20 protein-coding genes are annotated in these 20,403 nt (G+C 41.6%); 16 read left to right on the forward strand and 4 right to left on the reverse strand.

From position 1 onward, the window contains the following. Positions 1-101 precede the first annotated feature (101 nt). The 8 genes from BN1875_RS02550 to BN1875_RS02585 all read left to right on the forward strand — a co-directional run bounded on the left by BN1875_RS02550 (position 102) and on the right by BN1875_RS02585 (position 9,046). A complete protein-coding gene (locus BN1875_RS02550; protein WP_137604973.1) occupies positions 102-1,643 on the forward strand; it encodes an ABC transporter ATP-binding protein in 1,542 nt (513 codons plus the stop codon). Beyond that, on the forward strand, positions 1,636-2,787 hold the full coding sequence (locus BN1875_RS02555; protein WP_048603294.1) for an ABC transporter permease: 1,152 nt from the start codon (positions 1,636-1,638) through the stop codon (positions 2,785-2,787). Before BN1875_RS02550 ends, BN1875_RS02555 begins: the two co-directional genes overlap by 8 nt. Further along, on the forward strand, positions 2,787-3,740 hold the full coding sequence (locus BN1875_RS02560) for an ABC transporter permease (protein ID WP_048603295.1): 954 nt from the start codon (positions 2,787-2,789) through the stop codon (positions 3,738-3,740). Before BN1875_RS02555 ends, BN1875_RS02560 begins: the two co-directional genes overlap by 1 nt. A 241-nt stretch (positions 3,741-3,981) precedes the next feature. Continuing rightward, positions 3,982-5,148 carry a phosphopentomutase gene (gene deoB / locus BN1875_RS02565; protein WP_048603296.1) on the forward strand — a complete coding sequence of 389 codons (1,167 nt, stop codon included), beginning with the start codon at positions 3,982-3,984 and terminating at the stop codon, positions 5,146-5,148. Between the two features lie 547 nt (positions 5,149-5,695). Further along, on the forward strand, positions 5,696-6,505 hold the full coding sequence (locus BN1875_RS02570; RefSeq protein WP_048603297.1) for a purine-nucleoside phosphorylase: 810 nt from the start codon (positions 5,696-5,698) through the stop codon (positions 6,503-6,505). Between the two features lie 13 nt (positions 6,506-6,518). After that, complete coding sequence (deoD, locus tag BN1875_RS02575) at positions 6,519-7,223, forward strand: purine-nucleoside phosphorylase (RefSeq protein ID WP_048603298.1); 705 nt, start codon at positions 6,519-6,521, stop codon at positions 7,221-7,223. A 144-nt stretch (positions 7,224-7,367) separates the two neighbouring features. Next, the gene (locus tag BN1875_RS02580) at positions 7,368-8,249 is read left to right on the forward strand and encodes an ABC transporter ATP-binding protein (RefSeq protein WP_048603299.1); all 882 of its coding nucleotides are present in this window, start codon (positions 7,368-7,370) and stop codon (positions 8,247-8,249) included. Continuing rightward, entirely contained in the window at positions 8,246-9,046 is an 801-nt protein-coding gene (locus tag BN1875_RS02585; RefSeq protein ID WP_048603300.1) for an ABC transporter permease subunit, read from the forward strand. The genes BN1875_RS02580 and BN1875_RS02585 overlap by 4 nt, the downstream gene beginning before the upstream one ends. Positions 9,047-9,122: 76 nt before the next feature. Here the strand turns inward: BN1875_RS02585 and gpmA are convergent, their stop codons facing one another. The 3 genes from gpmA to rpiA all read right to left on the reverse strand — a co-directional run bounded on the left by gpmA (position 9,123) and on the right by rpiA (position 11,351). Next, positions 9,123-9,809: a 2,3-diphosphoglycerate-dependent phosphoglycerate mutase gene (gpmA, locus tag BN1875_RS02590; protein ID WP_048603301.1), complete on the reverse strand. Its 687-nt coding sequence runs from the start codon at positions 9,807-9,809 to the stop codon at positions 9,123-9,125. 139 nt (positions 9,810-9,948) lie between these two features. Continuing rightward, positions 9,949-10,533 (reverse strand): recombinase family protein, encoded by a 585-nt coding sequence (locus BN1875_RS02595; protein WP_048603302.1) that lies wholly within the window; start codon positions 10,531-10,533, stop codon positions 9,949-9,951. A 143-nt stretch (positions 10,534-10,676) separates the two neighbouring features. After that, complete coding sequence (rpiA, locus tag BN1875_RS02600; protein ID WP_048603303.1) at positions 10,677-11,351, reverse strand: ribose-5-phosphate isomerase RpiA; 675 nt, start codon at positions 11,349-11,351, stop codon at positions 10,677-10,679. Positions 11,352-11,670: 319 nt separating this feature from the next. Between rpiA and rpsL the strand changes: the two genes are divergently transcribed. From rpsL to tuf, 4 genes are all read left to right on the forward strand, one after another. Further along, positions 11,671-12,084, forward strand: coding sequence for a 30S ribosomal protein S12 (gene rpsL / locus BN1875_RS02605; protein WP_010734475.1), 414 nt, complete (start codon positions 11,671-11,673; stop codon positions 12,082-12,084). 68 nt (positions 12,085-12,152) lie between these two features. After that, positions 12,153-12,623 (forward strand): 30S ribosomal protein S7, encoded by a 471-nt coding sequence (rpsG, locus tag BN1875_RS02610; protein WP_048603304.1) that lies wholly within the window; start codon positions 12,153-12,155, stop codon positions 12,621-12,623. An 85-nt stretch (positions 12,624-12,708) separates the two neighbouring features. Beyond that, the gene (gene fusA / locus BN1875_RS02615; RefSeq protein ID WP_048603305.1) at positions 12,709-14,793 is read left to right on the forward strand and encodes an elongation factor G; all 2,085 of its coding nucleotides are present in this window, start codon (positions 12,709-12,711) and stop codon (positions 14,791-14,793) included. A 149-nt stretch (positions 14,794-14,942) separates the two neighbouring features. Further along, positions 14,943-16,130 carry an elongation factor Tu gene (gene tuf / locus BN1875_RS02620; protein WP_048603306.1) on the forward strand — a complete coding sequence of 396 codons (1,188 nt, stop codon included), beginning with the start codon at positions 14,943-14,945 and terminating at the stop codon, positions 16,128-16,130. A 57-nt stretch (positions 16,131-16,187) separates the two neighbouring features. Here the strand turns inward: tuf and BN1875_RS02625 are convergent, their stop codons facing one another. Then, positions 16,188-17,609 carry an aminotransferase-like domain-containing protein gene (locus BN1875_RS02625; RefSeq protein WP_048603307.1) on the reverse strand — a complete coding sequence of 474 codons (1,422 nt, stop codon included), beginning with the start codon at positions 17,607-17,609 and terminating at the stop codon, positions 16,188-16,190. A 144-nt stretch (positions 17,610-17,753) separates the two neighbouring features. Here BN1875_RS02625 and thiD point away from each other — a divergent pair, with 144 nt between their 5' ends. The 4 genes from thiD (at position 17,754) to rplC (ending at position 20,385) form a co-directional block, all read left to right on the forward strand. Further along, a complete protein-coding gene (thiD, locus tag BN1875_RS02630; protein ID WP_048603308.1) occupies positions 17,754-18,572 on the forward strand; it encodes a bifunctional hydroxymethylpyrimidine kinase/phosphomethylpyrimidine kinase in 819 nt (272 codons plus the stop codon). Between the two features lie 2 nt (positions 18,573-18,574). After that, on the forward strand, positions 18,575-19,114 hold the full coding sequence (locus BN1875_RS02635) for an ECF transporter S component (RefSeq protein WP_048603309.1): 540 nt from the start codon (positions 18,575-18,577) through the stop codon (positions 19,112-19,114). Between the two features lie 306 nt (positions 19,115-19,420). Beyond that, entirely contained in the window at positions 19,421-19,729 is a 309-nt protein-coding gene (gene rpsJ, locus BN1875_RS02640; RefSeq protein ID WP_005880808.1) for a 30S ribosomal protein S10, read from the forward strand. A gap of 26 nt (positions 19,730-19,755) precedes the next feature. Continuing rightward, positions 19,756-20,385 carry a 50S ribosomal protein L3 gene (gene rplC / locus BN1875_RS02645; RefSeq protein WP_048603310.1) on the forward strand — a complete coding sequence of 210 codons (630 nt, stop codon included), beginning with the start codon at positions 19,756-19,758 and terminating at the stop codon, positions 20,383-20,385. The last annotated feature ends 18 nt before the right edge of the window (positions 20,386-20,403 follow it).

Here is a 20,403-nt window from a genome sequence, read left to right on the forward strand (position 1 = left end):
TCCTTGAGAACGAACCAAAAATTAGACGTTTGACCGTTGTGAATAGAGAAAAAAGTAAGGATGTGAAAAATTTGGCTCAAGAAGAGAACTATGTCATCGAAATGCAACACATCACCAAAGCGTTCGGGACATTCAAGGCCAATGATGATGTCAACCTAAAGGTAAGACCTGGTGAGATTCACGCACTGCTGGGAGAAAATGGTGCCGGAAAATCGACCTTGATGAATGTCTTGTCAGGCTTATTGGAGCCAACTTCCGGTGACATTTTTATGGATGGCAAAAAAGTTGCCATCACAAGTCCGACGGCTGCCAATAAACTGGGAATCGGGATGGTCCACCAGCATTTCATGTTAGTGGATGCGTTTACGGTCACTGAAAACATTATTTTAGGAAGTGAGCCGAGTCATCTAGGGTTTATCGACCGTAAAAAAGCACGGGAAGAAATCAAACGGGTTTCTGAAAAGTACAAGCTTTCCGTTGATCCAGATGCGTACATTCGGGATATCTCCGTGGGGATGCAGCAACGGGTAGAAATTTTGAAAACTTTATACCGTGGTGCTAATGTTTTGATCTTTGACGAACCAACTGCAGTATTGACGCCGCAAGAAATCGAAGAATTGATCGATATCATGCAGGGACTGGTCAAAGAAGGTAAATCGATTATTTTAATTACCCATAAATTAGATGAAATCAAAAAAGTTGCTGATCGCTGTACGGTTATCCGTCGCGGAAAAGGCATCGGTACTGTTGATGTGAAAGATGTGACTTCTCAACAATTGGCGGATATGATGGTCGGTCGGGCAGTTTCCTTTAAAACACCGAAAAAAGAAGCCAATCCGCAAGAAGTTGTGTTGGCAATTGATCAGTTGGTTGTAAAGGAAAGCCGTGGTTTGGAAGCAGTGAAGAACCTGAGTTTGGAAGTTCGTGCTGGTGAGGTATTAGGAATTGCCGGAATTGATGGCAACGGTCAATCAGAACTGGTTCAGGCATTGACAGGACTGCGAAAAGTTGAAAGTGGCACGATCAAGCTCAATGGAGACGACATCACCAATAAAAAACCAAGACAAATCACGGAAAGCGGCGTCGGTCACGTACCGGAAGATCGTCACAAGTACGGTTTAGTTTTAGAAATGACTTTGTCAGAAAATATGGCGATGCAAACCTATTATCGTGAACCAATCAGCAAACATGGTGTGCTGGATTATGGTGAAATGAATGAAAAGGCACGTGACTTGATTGCCGAATTTGATGTTCGGACAACCAACGAATTAGTCCCAGCCAAAGCGCTGTCTGGCGGAAATCAGCAAAAAGCTATCATCGCTCGAGAAGTTGATCGTGATCCTGATTTGCTGGTCGTTGCCAATCCTACCCGAGGGCTGGATGTGGGAGCAATCGAGTTTATCCATAAACGGTTGATTGAACAACGGGATAAATTTAAAGCCGTTCTACTAATCAGTTTTGAATTGGAAGAAATTTTAAATGTTTCTGACCGCATTGCAGTTATTCATGCCGGAGAAATCGTCGGAGTTGTTGATCCGAAAGAAACCACCGAAAATGAATTGGGCTTATTGATGGCAGGATATTCCTTAGAAGAAGCTCGTGCAGAATTAGAAAAAGCGGAAGCGGGTGAGCCAGTTGAATAAACGTTCAGAACAAATTAGAAATATTCTTGTCCCGGTCATCGCTGTTTTAATGGGCTTTTTGATTGGTGGAATCATTATGGCGGCATTTGGTTACAGTCCGATTGCCGGGTATCAACGAATGATTGAAACCGTCTTTTTAAATCCTCAGACGAAAGCATTAAATCCTAAAAATATCGGTGAAATTTTTGTTACAGCTGGACCGCTGATTTTTACCGCATTAGGCTTTTCTGTCGCTAACTCAGCCGGTTTTTTCAATATCGGGCTTTCTGGGCAAGCGTTGTGCGGTTGGGTAGCAAGTATTTGGGTCGCACTAGCGATGCCGGATGCACCAAAAGCTATTGTATTGCCTTTAGCGATTATTGCCGGCGCTGTTTCTGGAGCGATTGCAGCAGCAATTCCCGGGATTTTACGGGCGGTATTTGGAACCAGTGAAGTCATCGTAACAATTATGATGAACTACATTTTGTTATATACCAGTACTCATATTGTAAATAATGTGATGAACGAAAATCTGATGAGCAATAAAGGTGTTACCAAAATGATTGGTGCCAACGGATCATTGCGGGCATCTTGGTTAAGTCAATTGAGTAATGGCTCACGACTAAATATGGGTATTTTCTTAGCACTTATTTTTCTCGTTCTTGTTTGGTTCTTGATGAAGAAAACAACATTGGGATATGAAATCCGCTCAGTAGGGCTGAACCCATTTGCCTCTGAATATGCCGGTATGAGCAGCAAACGAACGATCATCGTTTCGATGGTTATTTCAGGAATGTTGGCGGGTCTTGGCGGTGTTGTTCAAGGATTAGGAACTTTCCAAAACTTCTTTGTTCAAGGAACCTCTTTGAGTATCGGATTTGATGGAATGGCGGTTTCCTTGTTGGGAAGCGGCAGCTCAATCGGAATCTTGTTATCTGCATTGTTGTTCAGTGTCTTGAAACTTGGTGGACAAGGAATGCAATTTGCCGGTATTCCGTCTGAATTGGTGGACGTGGATATCGCCATCATTATTTTCTTTGTAGGAATCAGTTTTGTGATTCGTTTTGCTTTGGCAAAAATTTTCGGTACGAAAAAAGAAGTTGCCGTTGTAAAAGAAGTAGAAGCAAAACCTAGCGACCAAGATAAAGAAGGGGGAGCTATCTAATGGATATTAATTTAATTGCCTCGATTGTGACCCAAACGTTGGTTTACGCTGCACCATTGATTTTAACGGCTTTGGGGGGAGTTTTCTCAGAACGAAGCGGGATCGTCAATGTTGGTTTGGAAGGAATCATGGTTATGGGAGCTTTTGCCGCGATTGTTTTCAACATCGAAATGGCGGATCAATTAGGCTCGTGGACACCATGGGTTGGTGTGTTGGTCGGCGGTGTTGTGGGAATGATTTTTTCAATCCTCCACGCAGCAGCTACAATCAATTTCCGAGCAGATCATATTATCAGTGGGACCGTAATGAACTTGATGGCGCCAGCCTTAGCAATTTTCTTAGTCAAGGCGATTTATGGCAAAGGTCAAACGGATAATATCACGGAAATTTTTGGCTACTATAGTTTCCCTATTTTGAAGGACATCCCAATCATCGGTCGTATTTTCTTCACGGATACTTTATTGCCAGCTTATGTAGCAATTTTGATTTCAGTGATTGCTTGGTTCATTATTTTTAAAACAAAATTTGGTTTGCGTTTGCGTTCTGTGGGAGAACATCCTCAAGCAGCAGATACGTTGGGAATCAATGTTTATGCAATGCGTTACGCCGGCGTTTTGATTTCTGGTTTTCTAGGAGGAATGGGGGGCGCATTATTTGCCCAATCAATCTCTGGTCGTTTTGCGGTAACTACGATTGCCGGACAAGGATTTATCTCAATGGCTGCAATGATCTTCGGTAAATGGAATCCATTAGGTGCAATGGGTGCAGCCCTCTTCTTCGGATTTGCGCAAAACATCAGTATCGCCGGTTCAAAACTGCCGCTGATTTCCTCAATCCCAGATGTTTATTTACAAGCAGCACCATATGTATTAACGATTTTAGTGTTGGTCATCTTCCTAGGCAAAGCCTCCGGACCAAAAGCCAACGGAAAAAATTATATCAAATCCAAATAAGCAATTCGTATTCAAGGGTGGGACTAAGGGACAATGTTTCTTCGTCCTGCCCTTTTGCTGTGAATCACTACGATTGGCTTGCAGAGCAAGGCAGAGTAGAGGATTGCAAGTGCAACTTTAAAGAAGAAATTAGTTGCACGGTATGCGGAGCGAACAAGTACGAGGTAAATGGTCAAACAAGTCAATTTCGTCAATCTTTAGTAAGATAGACGTATAACAAATAAAGAAAGTAGGGAATAGAATGTTTAAACGTGTACATTTGATTGTAATGGATTCAGTCGGAATCGGTGAAGCACCAGATGCGGAAAAATTCGGTGATGTTGGGGCAGATACTTTAGGACACATTGCGGAAAAGGCCGGCTTAACGATCCCTCATTTAGAAAATCTAGGTTTAGGAACGATTCGTCCTTTAGAAGGTGTTGCAGCAGTCGACAGCCATAAAGGGTATGCAACAAAATTAGAAGAAATTTCTGTCGGAAAAGACACGATGACGGGACACTGGGAAATTATGGGCTTGAACATCAAGAAACCATTCCGCGTCTTTCCAAATGGATTTCCCGATGATTTATTAAAACAAATCGAAGACTTCTCTGGACGTAAAGTAGTTTGCAACAAACCTTACTCTGGTACAGAAGTGATTAATGATTACGGCGAACATCAAATGAAAACTGGAGATCTGATTGTTTATACGTCAGCCGATCCTGTTTTGCAAATTGCTGCCCACGAAGAAATTATTCCTTTAGAAGAGCTTTATCGAATTTGCCAATATGTGCGTGATATTACGAAAGATGAACCTTACATGATTGGTCGTATTATTGCGCGTCCATACGTAGGTGAACCAGGAAACTTTACTCGCACCAGCAATCGCCACGATTATGCCTTGGATCCTTTTGGTAAAACCGTCTTGGATTCTTTAAAAGAAAACGGAAATGATGTGATTGCTGTTGGAAAAATCAATGACATCTTTAATGGACAAGGAATGACCCAAGCAATCCGCACGAAGAGCAATATGGATGGTGTAGATCAATTGCTGAAGGTGATGAAGCAAGAATTTACTGGTTTGAGTTTTACCAACCTTGTTGATTTTGATGCATTGTATGGTCATCGTCGGGATGTTGTCGGTTATGCCCACGCAATTGAAGATTTTGATTTGCGTCTGCCAGAATTGCTTGATTCCATGGCAGAAGATGATTTGTTGATGATTACTGCCGATCACGGCAATGACCCAACCTTCCCAGGAACGGATCATACCCGCGAATATGTACCTTTGTTGGTTTACAGTAAAAAAATGACAGAACAAGGAGCATTACCTCAAGGGTTTTACTCAGATATTTCAGCAACTATCGCTGACAACTTTGGCGTACCAGCTACAGAAAACGGCAACAGCTTCCTGAAATTTTTGAAATAAACTATAGTTAGCTAAGAAAAAAATGTCAGTTTCGCTTTTACCAAGTAGTCTAGCGAAATGATATACGGCGTGAAAATCAAACTCATTTTTCTATCAGAAAAAATGAATACTTTAAAATGAACAAGGATGTCAGTTTCGCTTTTACCAAGCAGTTTAGCGAAATGATATACGGCGTGAAAATCAAACTCATTTTTCTATCAGAAAAATGAATACTTTAAAATGAACAAGGATGTCAGTTTCGCTTTTACCAAGTAGTCTAGCGAAATGATATACGGCGTGAAAATCAAACTCATTTTTCTATCAGAAAAATGAATACTTTAAAATGAACAAGGATGTCAGTTTCGCTTTTACTAAGCAGTTTAGCGAAATGATATACGGTGTGAAAATCAAACTCAATTTTCTATTAAAAAAATGAATACTTTAAACTGAACAAGGATGTCAGTTTCGCTTTTACTAAGCAGTTTAGCGAAATGATATACGGCGTGAAAATCAAACTCATTTTTCTATCAGAAAAATGAATACTTTAAAATGAACAAGGAGTGGAGCAATGTCTGAACAGATTAAACAAACAATTGAATTTATCCGAGAAGCGGGAGTCAAAGAAGTAGACTTTGGCTTGATTTTAGGCTCGGGTTTAGGTGAATTAGCTGATGAAATCACCGATCCAATCAAAATTCCTTACCAAGAAATCCCACATTTTCCTGTCTCAACAGTCGTGGGACATGCCGGACAATTGGTTTATGGTGAACTAGCAGGGAAAAAAGTTTTAGCTATGCAAGGACGTTTCCATTATTATGAAGGTCACTCGATGCAAACAGTGACTTATCCGGTTCGCGTGATGGCAGCGCTGGGCGCACACTCATTGGTAGTAACCAATGCCAGTGGCGGTGTAAATGAAACCTTCACACCGGGAGATTTGATGCTGATTACCGATCAAATCAATTTCACCGGAAATAATCCGTTGATCGGCAGTAATGACGAAAAAATCGGCCCTCGTTTTCCTGATATGAGTCAAGCATATACGCTGACTTACCGGGAAACAGCAAAAAAAGTTGCTGAAAAACGCCAACTACATCTTCGCGAAGGTGTGTATATGGGCTTTTCTGGACCAACTTATGAAACTCCGGCAGAGGTTCGTTTTGCCCGAATCGCAGGAGCAGATGCGGTTGGGATGTCTACTGTTCCGGAAGTTATTGTTGCGGTCCACAGTGGACTAAAAGTTCTTGGGATTTCTTGCATTACCAATTTAGCTGCCGGTATGCAGGCAAGTTTGAATCATGAAGAAGTTGTGGAAACAACCACTCGTGTGAAGGCAGAATTCAAAGCGTTGGTCAAAGAAACTTTGGCGGCATTGTAGAAGGGAGATTTTTATGAGCGTTCATATTGAAGCAAAAGCAGGCGAGATTGCCGATAAAATATTATTACCAGGGGATCCATTGCGGGCAAAATATATTGCTGAAACATTTTTGGAAGATCCGATTTGTTACAATAATGTCCGGGGGATGTTGGGATATACCGGTGTTTATAAAGGAGAGCGCATCTCGGTTCAAGGAACAGGGATGGGAATGCCTTCTGCAAGTATCTACGCGCAAGAGCTAATCACTTCTTATGGGGTGAAAAAATTGATTCGTGTCGGTACTTGCGGTGCAATTTCAAAAGATGTCCACGTTCGGGATTTGGTCATTGGACAAGCAGCAGCAACGAGTTCTTCCATGGTTGCTAAAAACTTTTCTAGTTTCCATTACCCCCCTATTGCTGATTTTAATTTGCTGTTAAAAGCGTACGAAATCGCAAAAGAAAAAGGCTATACGACACATGTAGGAAATCTTTTGTCTGAAGATACGTTCTACAAAGATGATATGACGGAAACCTTGCAACTGGCAGAATTGGGTGTCATGGGAGTGGAAATGGAAGCCGCAGCTTTGTATTACCTAGGATCAAAATTCCATGTACAAACGTTGGCAATTTGCACCGTCAGTGATCATATTGTGACCGGCGAAGCAACATCTGCGGAAGAACGTCAAACCACCTTTAATGAAATGATCGAAGTTGGATTGGAAACAGCAACTGGGTAACAACTAAAGGAACGTACGAGAGAAAGCCGGAATCCTGATTCCGGCTTTTTTTGTAAGCACGATTTTTGCCGGAGACCTTACAGAGCACGTATACTTAAAATAGATAACGCTTTCCTTGGTGTCAAGAAAACGGAGGTGTAAACTATGGCGATGATTCAGACGCAACAGCTGACAAAAATGTATGGGAAACAGCGGGGGATTTTAGATATCACCTTATCCGTGGAGAAAGGCGAGATTTTTGGTTTTATTGGTCCAAATGGTGCAGGAAAATCTACAACGATCCGGTTGCTGTTGGCGATGCTTTTTCCTACCAGTGGTACGGCAATGATTGACGGTAAAGATTGTTTTACACAAAGTCGTGAGGTAAAACAATTGATAGGGTACACACCGGCAACGGTCAATTATTATAAACAGATGACGGCGGAAGAACTATTGCGGTATTCGGCAAAATTTTATCGGAAAGACTGCGCCAATAAAATGATGGTATTGGCTGAAAGGCTGAATTTGGATCTAACAAGAAAAATCAAAACCTTATCTAGCGGCAACAAGAAAAAAGTCGGAATTATTCAAGCATTGCAGCATGAACCAAATGTTTTGATTTTTGATGAACCCACCAGTGGGCTGGATCCTTTTATCCAAAATCAATTTTTTGATTTGTTGGCAGAGGAGAAGAAAAAAGGGGTAACGATCCTGTTTTCCTCACATGTGATGAGCGAAGTGGAACGGATTTGTGATCGAGTGGCGATTATTCAAAATGGTCAGTTGTTGAAAGTCGAGAGAATGGAACAATTGACAAGGAGTCGATTTAAACGAATTTACGTGAGGTACCAGGAATTACCGGATTTTTCTGATTTGAAAAAAAGCGACTTCCAACAAACAAAAAATTCAGCGACTTTCTTATATGAAGGAGAACTACCGTTTCTTTTAGCAACAATCAATCAACCCGGACTGCTTGATTTAAAGATTACGGAGCCGTCTCTTGAAGAAGTTGTCATGCAGTATTATGAAGGGCGGGAGGGAAGATGACACTTTTTGTTCAGGAATTGAAACAAAATTATTTTTCAACGCTGATTTGGCTGGTTTTGCTGATTGTTTGTAACATCTTGCTGTTGACCAGTTTTCAGGCAACGGCGGAGCTGGCGCAATCAACAGAGGCATTTTTGGCGCAGTACCCGCAAGAGTTTATCCAAGCACTGCATTTAGATGTATTGGAGATGACAGATGTGCTGCATTTTTATGCCCGTCGGGCTCAATTACTGACTGCTATTTTAGGGAGTGCTTTTGCAGGAATCTTGGGAGCTACCATGCTTACGAAAGAGGAAAGTGAGCAGACAAGCGAATTTTTGTTGGCTAAACCTATCAGTAGAGGAAATATTCTGATGGGAAAATTTGCCAGTGTCGTTGTGTTAGTCACGCTATTCAACGGGATATTTGCACTCAGTAACTTTGTATTACTGCGTCTATTTCAGCTTACGGATTTTAGAATGGACAGCTTTCTTTGGCTGACACTGGGCACTTGGTTGCTACACCTTTTCTTTGCCTGTATCGGTTTTTTTATCTCTGGGTTTACGATTTCAATCAAAACGAGTCTTTCCCTTGTTCTAGGGAGCATTCTGGTTTTATATGTCATCAGCCTGATTCCAGCGTTGCAAGAAAAGTTGGCGTTTTTCCGCTTTTTGACACCCTTCAGCTATTTTAATACCAAGGATTTGGTGGTCGAAAGAAAAATCCAAGGGGTGTATTTGCTGCTATTTCTTATGGGTTGTACACTATTTCTGGGAATCACGTGGTATCATTATCGCCATAAAGACATCAACAGCTAAAAAAACATTCATCGCTGTGGGAGGCAAGACAAAAGTCTTACATCCCGCCAGCAGACGAATGTTTTTTAGTTACTTCTTATAAGTAATATTTTTTGATAACGGTCAGATCATCATTCAATTCATAAACAAGTGGTTTGCCTGTTGGAATTTCAAGATCCATGATATCTTCATCAGAAATGCCTTCGATATGTTTTGCTAAAGCACGTAAAGAGTTACCGTGAGCAGCAACTAAGACAGTTTTGTCGTCTTTCAAAGCAGGAGCGATTTGGTCTTGCCAGAATGGTAAGGCACGTTCCAAAGTTACTTTCAAGTTTTCCCCACCAGGTACATCGCGAGGGTCCAACATTGCGTAACGACGATCTTGAGCTGCAGAACCTTCATCTTCTGCATCCATCAATGGAGGCAAAACATCATAAGAACGACGCCAGATATGAACTTGTTCGTCACCGTATTTTTCAGCGGTTTCTTTTTTGTTCAAGCCTTGCAATTTTCCATAATGACGTTCGTTTAAGCGCCATGATTTGATTTGAGGTACCCATAATTGATCAGAATATTCTAAAAGCAAGTTACATGTTTTGATGGCACGAGTTAAAACAGAAGTAAACGCAACATCGAATTCGATGCCGGCTTCTTTGATTTTACGTCCGCCTTCGATGGCTTCTTCGACACCTTCTGGAGCTAAGTCAACATCAGCCCAGCCAGTAAATTGGTTCAATTTGTTCCATTCACTTAATCCATGACGAGAAAAAACTAATTTTGGCATGAAAAAACTCTCCTTTATCTCTCTAGTTTCTGAAATTTTCAATTTCTTGTTTATTGTACAATGTTTTCGGGGAGATTTCCATTGAAAACAGAAAAAAAGCGGATTTCTCACAGGATAGTGAGAGAAATCCGCTGCTTATTTAGTCGACGATTTTCAAAACTTCTTCGTCCGGTAAATTGATGTACTTGTAGCAAGTACCGACAGAAACGCCGCATTTTGCAGAAATGTATTGAATCGTTTCTTTCTTTTCATAATAAAGCCGGCGAATTTTTCTAACGGTTTTTGGATCAATCTTTGGCCGTCCGCCGATTTTTCCTTTTTTACGGGCATTATCCAAACCGACAAGGGTCCGTTCTTTGATTAACGCACATTCCATGTTGGCTAAACCGTCCATCAATCGGAAATAGATCATTCCCATCGGTTCGCGGGTATCGATACCTTCATTGATACTTACCAAGTGGATGCCGCGTTCTTGAAACTGCCGGGTCAAGTCAGTTAATTGCCGGGTGGAACGTCCAAGACGATGCAAATCTGAAACCACCAAAGTATCCCCAGTAGTTAATTGGGAGATAACCGTATCTAAATCACAGTGGAGATCATCGGTTTCATTTTTTTCAAAGGTATCCAGAAAAATTTCGTCACAGCCGTAATTTGATAAAATATCGGTTTGTGTATCTGTTACAGCATCATTGATTGTTGTTCTTACGTAGCCAATAAGTTTCATTATCTGTCCCCTCTTACCTTTTTTCAATTAAGAAGAATGTAGCATAATTTCAGCCAAAAAGGTACCCTTTTAGCGCAAAAAAATCTATTTTTTTTGTTTATTATGACTAAAATAACCAGTTTATCTTTTTTCTAAAAAAGAAATCATGGACGGTAAAGGAGTTTCGGCCCATCTTCGTTCCCAACAATAACCGTGTCCACCATATCCAAAAATAGTCCGTGTTCCACGACGCCTACCATTTTTTCCAATTCTGCGGCCAAAGCATGGGGAGCACTGATTTTTTCTAGATGCAGATCAATGATGTAATTATTGCTGTCAGTGCGCAAGTATTCACTATCTGAATTCATTCGCATGACCGGATGGTAGCCTTTTTCTTCAAAAATCCGCATGATTTGTTGGCTGCCGTAAGGAATTACTTCTACGGGTAGGGGAAAAGCCCCTAAATCAGTAACCATTTTTGAACGATCCACGATCCAAATCACTTTGCTGGAATAGGTAGCAACGATTTTTTCAAACAATAAAGCTGCACCTCCGCCTTTGATTCCTTGAAAATCCTGACTGATTTCATCAGCACCGTCGATCGTCAAATCGACATGGGAAACCTCGTCGATAGTTTTTAAGGGAATTCCCAATTTCTGTGCGTGGATCTTGGTTGCGTTGGAGGTAGTCACTCCGGTGATGGATAAGCCTTCTTCTTTTACCAAACGCCCAACTTCTTCTACCATATAATATGCTGTGGAGCCGGTGCCCAATCCGACGATCATGCCGTCTTCAATCTGTCGTGCCGCTTCGATCCCTACCATTTTTTTCAAATTCATCGTTTTCCCGCCTTTTTTCAGAGTCGCTTCTATTCTAATGGTAATCATCAAAAAAAAACAGTGGCTAAATGCAGAAAACCAGAAAAAAGTTTGCCAAAAGAAAACCAGAAAAATAAGGAAAGTCAGTTGACACCTTGATTTAATCATGATATTCTATCAAAGGTGCTTTGTATACAGGTTCCGATTTTGGGACGTGCTGACTGTGAGAAAAGTACAACTGATAATAGATGCAGCGATTGCATTATTTTTTATCGCAAAAAAAGGACCACCTGGATGTGTGGGACTAGACTAGCGAATCAAGGAAGGAGGAAAACTAGGGATGCCTACAATTAACCAATTAGTACGTAAACCTCGTAAATCCAAGGTTGAAAAATCAAATTCACCTGCATTGAACAAAGGATATAACAGCTTCAAGAAGACTCAAACAAACGTGAACTCACCTCAAAAACGTGGGGTAGCTACACGTGTGGGTACTATGACGCCTAAAAAACCGAACTCCGCTTTACGTAAATATGCGCGTGTTCGTTTGTCTAACTTGATTGAAGTAACAGCTTATATCCCAGGTATTGGCCACAACTTGCAAGAACATAGTGTTGTCTTGTTACGTGGTGGACGTGTGAAAGACTTACCAGGGGTACGTTATCATATCGTTCGTGGTGCATTAGATACTGCCGGCGTGAATGATCGTAAACAATCTCGTTCAAAATATGGTACGAAGAGACCTAAAGCTTAATTCGCTTCAAAAAATTATTCAAATGAAACTATTTTATAGAAGAAATATTTCGGAAGGAGGAGTTACGGATGCCTCGTAAAGGTCCTGTTGCAAAACGTGATGTTTTACCAGATCCTATTTATAACTCAAAATTAGTAACTCGCTTAATCAACCGTGTAATGGTTGACGGAAAACGTGGGATTGCTTCAAACATTATCTATAATGCATTTGGCATTATCAAAGAATCTACAGGTAACGATCCATTGGAAGTTTTCGAACAAGCAATGAAAAACGTTATGCCTGTTTTAGAAGTTAAAGCTCGTCGTGTTGGGGGTTCAAACTATCAAGTTCCCGTTGAAGTTCGCCCTGAACGTCGTACGACTTTAGGTCTTCGTTGGGTGGTTAACTACGCACGTCTGCGTGGCGAACACACAATGGAAGAACGTCTTGCAAAAGAAATCATGGATGCTGCCAATAACACTGGTGCTTCTGTGAAAAAACGCGAAGATACACACAAAATGGCAGAAGCCAACCGTGCATTTGCTCATTATCGCTGGTAAGATCCTCTCTGCGTGGGACATTTTTGTCAGCAGAAGGCAAGCAATACTCTAGGTACCTTATAAAAAGAGAGGAGACAAAAGGAGCATGACCAGAGAATTTTCTCTTCATAACACTCGTAATATCGGTATCATGGCCCACATCGATGCTGGTAAAACGACTGCAACAGAACGTATCTTGTACTATACTGGTAAAATCCATAAAATTGGTGAAACTCATGAAGGAGCTTCACAAATGGACTGGATGGAACAAGAACAAGAACGTGGAATCACGATCACATCCGCTGCGACTACGGCACAATGGAAAGGTCATCGAATCAACATCATCGATACCCCAGGACACGTAGACTTCACAGTTGAAGTAGAACGTTCATTACGCGTACTTGATGGTGCGGTTACCGTTCTTGATGCACAATCTGGTGTTGAACCTCAAACAGAAACTGTTTGGCGTCAAGCAACAACTTACGGCGTTCCTCGTATCGTATTTGCCAATAAAATGGACAAAATCGGTGCAGATTTCTTATATTCTGTATCAACGTTACATGACCGTCTACAAGCCAATGCGCATCCAATCCAAATTCCGATCGGTGCAGAAGACGACTTCACAGGAATCATTGATTTAGTGAAGATGAAAGCTGAAATGTACACCAACGATCTTGGTACAGAAATCGAAGAAACTGAGATTCCTGAAGAATACCGTGAATTGGCTGAAGAATGGCGTGAAAAATTAGTTGAAGCAGTTGCTGAAACTGATGAAGAATTAACAATGAAATATTTGGAAGGTGAAGAAATCACCGAAGCCGAACTTAAAGAAGGTATCCGTCGTGCGACGACTGCCGTAGAATTCTACCCAGTTCTTTGTGGTTCAGCCTTCAAAAATAAAGGGGTTCAATTATTATTGGATGCCGTTATTGATTACTTGCCATCTCCATTAGATATCCCTGCAATCAAAGGGATCAATCCTAAAACTGACGAAGAAGTTGAACGTCCAGCCGACGACAGCGCACCTTTCTCAGCTTTAGCATTTAAAGTAATGACAGACCCATTCGTTGGTCGTTTGACATTCTTCCGTGTGTACTCTGGTGTTCTAGAATCCGGTTCTTACATCCGTAACGCAACGAAAGACAAACGCGAACGTGTTGGTCGTATCCTGCAAATGCATGCTAACTCTCGTTCTGAAATCTCTGAAGTATATGCTGGAGATATCGCAGCGGCAGTTGGTTTGAAAGATACAACAACTGGGGACACCCTTTGTGATGAAAAGGATCAAGTTATCCTTGAATCAATGGAATTCCCAGAACCAGTTATCCAAGTTGCTATTGAACCAAAATCAAAAGCTGACCAAGATAAAATGGGTATCGCTTTGCAAAAACTTTCTGAAGAAGATCCAACTTTCCGTGCCGAAACAAACCCTGAAACTGGCGAAACAATCATTGCCGGAATGGGTGAACTTCACTTGGATATCATCGTTGACCGTATGCGTCGCGAATTCAAAGTTGAAGCGAACGTTGGTGCACCACAAGTTTCTTACCGTGAAACATTCCGTTCTTCAACGGATGCAGAAGGTAAGTTCGTACGCCAATCTGGTGGTAAAGGTCAATACGGTCACGTATGGATCGAATTTACGCCAAATGAAGAAGGCGCTGGATTTGAATTTGAAAATGCCATCGTCGGTGGGGTCGTTCCTCGTGAATACATCCCTGCTGTTGAAGCTGGTTTGAAAGATTCTATGGAAAACGGTGTTCTTGCCGGTTATCCTATGGTTGATATCAAAGCAAAACTTCATGATGGTTCTTACCATGATGTCGATTCAAGTGAAACAGCTTTCCGTGTTGCTGCTTCGATGGCGTTGAGAGCCGCTGCGAAAAAAGCAAACCCTGTGATCCTTGAACCAATCATGTCTGTAGAAATCGTTGCCCCTGAAGATTACTTAGGTGATGTAATGGGACACGTAACCGCACGTCGTGGCCGAGTTGAAGGTATGGAAGCTCGCGGTAATACGCAAGTTGTCCGTGCGATGGTTCCTCTGGCTGAAATGTTTGGTTATGCAACGACACTGCGTTCTGCAACACAAGGTCGTGGCGTATTTACAATGACTTTCGACCACTACGAAGATGTACCGAAATCTGTTCAAGAAGAAATCATTAAGAAAAACGGCGGAAAAGCTGAATAGTTTGAAAGCTTAGATTTTCTTAAAAGAACTGTATTTTTTGAAAAGTTTCGTGTACAATAATTAACGAATGATAAGGGCGAGCAATCGGCAACGGTTGCTTACCTATCAGAAAAAAACAAAAATGTATTTATTAGGAGGAACATTTTAAAATGGCAAAAGAAAAATTTGACCGTTCTAAACCCCATGTAAACATCGGAACTATCGGACACGTTGACCATGGTAAAACTACTCTTACAGCTGCTATCACAACTGTACTATCTAAAAAAGGTTTGGCTCAAGCTTCAGCTTACGATCAAATCGATGGCGCTCCAGAAGAACGCGAACGCGGAATCACTATTTCAACAGCTCACGTTGAATATGAAACAGAAAACCGTCACTATGCTCACGTTGACTGCCCAGGACACGCGGACTACGTTAAGAACATGATCACTGGTGCTGCTCAAATGGACGGAGCTATCTTAGTAGTTTCTGCTGCTGATGGCCCTATGCCTCAAACACGTGAACACATCCTATTGTCACGTAACGTTGGCGTTCCTTACATTGTTGTTTTCTTAAACAAAATGGATATGGTTGACGACGAAGAATTATTAGAATTAGTTGAAATGGAAGTTCGCGACCTATTGACTGAATATGGTTTCCCAGGAGATGACACTCCAGTTATCGCTGGTTCAGCATTGAAAGCTTTAGAAGGCGACCCTTCATACGAAGAAAAAATCTTAGAATTGATGGCTGCAGTTGACGAATATATCCCAACTCCAGAACGCGATCATGACAAACCATTCATGATGCCAATCGAAGATGTATTCTCAATCACTGGTCGTGGTACCGTTGCTACAGGTCGTGTTGAACGTGGACAAGTTCGCGTTGGGGACGAAGTAGAAATCGTTGGTATCGCTGAAGAAACAGCAAAAACAACTGTTACTGGTGTTGAAATGTTCCGTAAATTGTTAGACTACGCAGAAGCTGGGGATAACATCGGTGCATTGCTACGTGGGGTTGCTCGTGAAGACATCCAACGTGGACAAGTATTGTCTAAACCAGGAACAATCACTCCACATACAAAATTTACAGCGGAAGTTTATGTTTTAACTAAAGAAGAAGGCGGACGTCATACTCCTTTCTTCACTAACTACCGCCCACAATTCTACTTCCGTACAACAGACGTAACTGGTGTTGTTGATCTGCCAGAAGGAACTGAAATGGTTATGCCTGGCGATAACGTAACAATGGAAGTTGAATTAATCCACCCAATCGCTATCGAAGACGGAACTCGTTTCTCAATTCGTGAAGGCGGACGTACTGTTGGTTCAGGCGTTGTATCTTCAATCTTAAGCTAATCTCAGATTATATTAAGAAAATTAAAAAGCAAAATCCCTTGCGGATTTTGCTTTTTTTCATTTATTCTTTTTCCATTCTTGAGAAATTTTTTGAAGGCGGGCAGTAAAAATCTTTAGTTGGGCTTCGTTCATTCGGGTATAATTGATCCGCATCGATAGGCTGTCGTCGCTAAAAAGAAAAGACGGCGCCACCAGCAGTTTTTCGTCAAGAAATTTTTGCCAAGAAGAACGGGTGAGGTTCTTGTGCTTCCAGGTTAGCCAATAATACAAGCCGCCGTGGATCGGCTGATAGCGCCAGTCCTCGGAAAGTTGTTGCATACTGTGATAAAAAAGCTGACTACGGTGCTGCAATTCTTTCAGCAGGAACTGGTGTTGTTGCTGATAATCCGGTGCACGCAAAGCGGTGTTTGCCAATAATTGTGAAAAAATAGTGGTATCGGCATCGATGCGCTGTTTGGCATCTGCTAAGTTTGCAATAAGCGGAGCTGGTGCTGACAGCCAGCCAATTTTGATGGAAGCACCAAAAATTTTGGACAAGGAACCAAGGTAAATGACTTGTTGGGGAGCAAGTTTTTTTAATTTTGGCAACTGTTCATCAAAAGCCAATTCACTGAAAACATCATCTTCGACAATCGGCAGCGAATACTTTTGGCAAAGTGCCAAAACCTCTTGTCGTCGCTTTAAGGACATACTGCCACCGGTGGGGTTCTGAAAACTGGGATTTAAATAAAGCAACTTTATTTTTTTTGCCAAAATTTGTTTTTCCAAAACTTCTGGACGAATGCCCTCGCTATCACAAGAAATCCCTTCTACGCGAATTCCTAAAAATTGAAAAAGCGGCAAAGAAAATAAAAAAGAGGGTTCCTCTGTTGCGATACGATCGCCTGCTTGCAGTAAGGTCTGCAATAACAGCATGATTCCCTGTGTCGAGCCGGAGGTAATCAAAAGTTCCTGTCCTTTCAAGTCAAGGGAAAAATTTTCCTGCAGATTTTTTTTAATGTATTCTTTTAGTGGAGGATAGCCGGTGGTGGTGAGGATGGCTTCCTCGCCAATCACTTGCTCCCAAGTAATTGCAGGAAATTGAAAATCCGGAATCAATTCCATTGGTAAATCTCCAGTGAAAACATCCAGCACATCCGGAGTATTTTTTAGCAAATTAAGTCCTTCAATAAAAGGATCAGGTTTAATGGAATGCGTCAATAATTTGCGCCATTGCTGGATTGGCTGTTGACGACTTCCCCAACGCCCTGCTGCGACTTCAGTTCCACTTCCTTGACGACGAGTGATCCAGCCTAAACTGACCAGTTCTTCTAAGGCGTGATTGACTGTTGAACGATTGACCTGATACAGTTCTGCTAATTTGCGTTCCGGCGGCAGTTTATCACCAGCAGTCAAAGTACCGTTTTGGATATACTCGATAATTTGATTGATGATCTGCTGAAATAAGGGCAATTTTTCTTTTTTGTCTAAAAGCCACATAGAATCCTTCCTTTCAAAAATTAATTGGTTGGTTTGAAAATAAACCAATTGGTCGTTTTCGTCAAGAAAAAGTTTCGCTATACTACTCTAAAGAAGAAAAATCCGAAATTTTATGGGGATTTTGAATTTAAGGAGTGTTGTGCAATGAAAAAAGTATTAACGATTGCTGGGTCTGACTCAACAGGTGGCGCTGGTCTGCAAGCTGATTTAAAAACGTTTGAAGAATATGGGGTCTTCGGTTTTTCAAGTATTACTTCCGTCGTGACGATGGACCCGGAAGCTGGCTGGTCCCATGAAGTGACAGAATTGCCGGCAGACTTGCTAAAAAAACAACTGATATCTGTTTTTGCTGGTGGAGCAGTCGATGCTTTGAAAACCGGAATGATGGGAAATGAAGAAAACATTCAAACTGCCAGTGAATTTATCCAACCGTATGAAGTTGCGAATATCGTGATTGATCCGGTAATTGCCTGCAAAGGAACCGCTGAAATTTTACAGCCTGAAAGTGTGGAGGCGATTAAAAAATATCTTTTGCCTCAAGCGTTGGTAACGACGCCGAATTTAGTGGAAGCCGGAATCTTGTCAGAAATGGGAGATTTGACCTCGGTGGAAGAGATGAAACAAGCGGCGAAAAAAATCCATCAATTGGGAGCGAAAAATGTCGTAGTCAAAGGCGGACATCGTTTAGGGACGGAAAAAGCCATCGATGTGCTGTTTGATGGACTTCATTTTCACGTATTGGAAAATGAATTGTACGCCACTGATTTTAATCATGGAGCTGGTTGCACATTTGCAGCGGCAATCACAGCTGGGTTAGCCAAAGGATTCTCTGTTGAAAAAGCAGTCACGACTGCCAAAGCCTTCGTTGCCAAAGGAATTCAAGAAGGTGTGCGGGTAAATCCTTATGTTGGTCACGTTTGGCACGGAGCATACAATCACGCAGAAAAAAGAATGGAGGCGTAAAAATGGATCGACGAATTCAAAGTATCGTCCTTATTGCTTTATTTACTGCCTTGACGGTGGTTGCCACCACCATCAAGATTCCGATGCCGGGAGCCTTTGTCCATTTAGGGAATGCTGTTTTGCTGTTAGCTGTTTTGCTGCTGGGGTATTTCCGCGGTGCGTTGGCGGGTGGACTTGGTTTTGCAATTTTTGATGTGTTGAATGGCTATGTGACCGAGGCCCCTTATTTTATTTTAGAAAGTTTTATCGTTGGCGGTGTGGCCTACGGATTGATTCTGTTGTTTAAAAAGCGTCCGACAAAAATTTGGCAGATTGTTGTCATCGCATTCGGCACGGGAATCGCTAAAATTATCATGACTCAAATCAAAAATACCGTGATGCTGCTGATTGTCGGTAGTGATTTTACCAGTGCCTTTGCGGCGGCGTTGACGAAATTGCCTGCAACGCTGATCAATACGGCTACCACGATTGTTATCGTGACACTGCTGTATTTTCCACTGAAGCAAGCAATGGATCGAACGTTCAAACATTCCTTTGTCTAGGAAGAAAAAATCTCGAGAAAAATTTCTTGAGATTTTTTTTCGTCCTTTTTGAAAACCCTCCCAAAATAAAAGTAGAAAAACCTTGGAATTTCAATAAAAAATGCTTGCTATCAAGTTTCATCTATACTATAATCATAAAGGTGCTGTTTACATTCAAGTGTAAATCACACTGGTAGAAAAGAAAAATTCTGCCGGCTACGAAACGAGAGGTTGCGACACGCCCGGACGCTTTGCCATGGACGAGCGTGACGGAAAATTTTCGTGGAGCTATGTCTACTTTTCAAAATAGGCGAAGGAGGGAAAAAAATGGCAAAACAAAAAATTCGTATCCGTTTAAAAGCGTATGAACACCGTATTTTAGACCAATCCGCGGATAAAATCGTAGAAACTGCAAAAAGAACTGGAGCTAGCGTGTCTGGTCCAATTCCATTACCAACAGAACGCAGTCTTTACACTGTGATCCGTGCGACACATAAATACAAAGATTCACGCGAACAATTCGAAATGCGGACACACAAACGTCTAATCGACATTGTGAACCCAACACCAAAAACAGTTGATGCTTTAATGAAGCTTGACTTGCCGTCCGGTGTGAATATCGAAATCAAACTATAAAACTAAATTAAGATGGAGGTGTAATCATGACCAAAGGAATCTTAGGGAAAAAAGTGGGAATGACACAAATCTTCACTGAATCTGGGGAATTGATTCCAGTAACTGTTGTTGAAGCTACGCCAAACGTAGTTCTACAATTGAAAACAATGGAAAACGACGGCTATGAAGCTGTTCAAGTCGGTTACCAAGATATGCGTGAAGTTTTATCGAACAAACCTGCGAAAGGTCATGTTGCAAAAGCAAACACGGCTCCTAAGCGCTTCATTCGCGAATTCAAAGATGTTGAGCTTGAGGGGTTAGAAGTAGGATCAGAAATTAAAGTAGATGTTTTCCAAGCTGGAGACGTCGTTGATGTTACCGGAACTACAAAAGGTAAAGGATTCCAAGGCGTTATCAAACGTTACGGACAAAGCCGCGGACCAATGGCTCACGGATCTCGTTACCATCGTCGTCCTGGATCAATGGGTCCAGTTGCACCTAACCGTGTATTCAAAAACAAACATCTTGCTGGCCGTATGGGTGGCGATCGCGTAACGATCCAAAACTTGGAAATCGCTCGTGTTGATGCTGAACGTAATGTTATCTTGATCAAAGGTAACGTGCCTGGCGCGAAAAAATCATTGATTACAATCAAATCAGCTGTAAAAGCTAAATAATGAGATAGGTAGAAAGGA

The sequence above is a fragment of the Enterococcus massiliensis genome (genome assembly GCF_001050095.1).
Classification (GTDB): domain Bacteria; phylum Bacillota; class Bacilli; order Lactobacillales; family Enterococcaceae; genus Enterococcus_C; species Enterococcus_C songbeiensis.

Coding starts and splice junctions, on each gene's coding strand:
- deoD (WP_048603298.1), top strand. CDS start 6,519: ATGAGCGTTCATATTGAAGCAAAAGCAGGCGAGATTGCCGATAAAATA.
- deoB (WP_048603296.1), top strand. CDS start 3,982: ATGTTTAAACGTGTACATTTGATTGTAATGGATTCAGTCGGAATCGGT.
- gpmA (WP_048603301.1), bottom strand. CDS start 9,809: ATGCCAAAATTAGTTTTTTCTCGTCATGGATTAAGTGAATGGAACAAA.
- rpsJ (WP_005880808.1), top strand. CDS start 19,421: ATGGCAAAACAAAAAATTCGTATCCGTTTAAAAGCGTATGAACACCGT.
- rpsG (WP_048603304.1), top strand. CDS start 12,153: ATGCCTCGTAAAGGTCCTGTTGCAAAACGTGATGTTTTACCAGATCCT.
- BN1875_RS02570 (WP_048603297.1), top strand. CDS start 5,696: ATGTCTGAACAGATTAAACAAACAATTGAATTTATCCGAGAAGCGGGA.
- fusA (WP_048603305.1), top strand. CDS start 12,709: ATGACCAGAGAATTTTCTCTTCATAACACTCGTAATATCGGTATCATG.
- rpiA (WP_048603303.1), bottom strand. CDS start 11,351: ATGAATTTGAAAAAAATGGTAGGGATCGAAGCGGCACGACAGATTGAA.
- BN1875_RS02560 (WP_048603295.1), top strand. CDS start 2,787: ATGGATATTAATTTAATTGCCTCGATTGTGACCCAAACGTTGGTTTAC.
- rplC (WP_048603310.1), top strand. CDS start 19,756: ATGACCAAAGGAATCTTAGGGAAAAAAGTGGGAATGACACAAATCTTC.
- thiD (WP_048603308.1), top strand. CDS start 17,754: ATGAAAAAAGTATTAACGATTGCTGGGTCTGACTCAACAGGTGGCGCT.
- BN1875_RS02585 (WP_048603300.1), top strand. CDS start 8,246: ATGACACTTTTTGTTCAGGAATTGAAACAAAATTATTTTTCAACGCTG.
- BN1875_RS02580 (WP_048603299.1), top strand. CDS start 7,368: ATGGCGATGATTCAGACGCAACAGCTGACAAAAATGTATGGGAAACAG.
- BN1875_RS02550 (WP_137604973.1), top strand. CDS start 102: ATGCAACACATCACCAAAGCGTTCGGGACATTCAAGGCCAATGATGAT.
- BN1875_RS02635 (WP_048603309.1), top strand. CDS start 18,575: ATGGATCGACGAATTCAAAGTATCGTCCTTATTGCTTTATTTACTGCC.
- BN1875_RS02625 (WP_048603307.1), bottom strand. CDS start 17,609: ATGTGGCTTTTAGACAAAAAAGAAAAATTGCCCTTATTTCAGCAGATC.
- BN1875_RS02595 (WP_048603302.1), bottom strand. CDS start 10,533: ATGAAACTTATTGGCTACGTAAGAACAACAATCAATGATGCTGTAACA.
- rpsL (WP_010734475.1), top strand. CDS start 11,671: ATGCCTACAATTAACCAATTAGTACGTAAACCTCGTAAATCCAAGGTT.
- tuf (WP_048603306.1), top strand. CDS start 14,943: ATGGCAAAAGAAAAATTTGACCGTTCTAAACCCCATGTAAACATCGGA.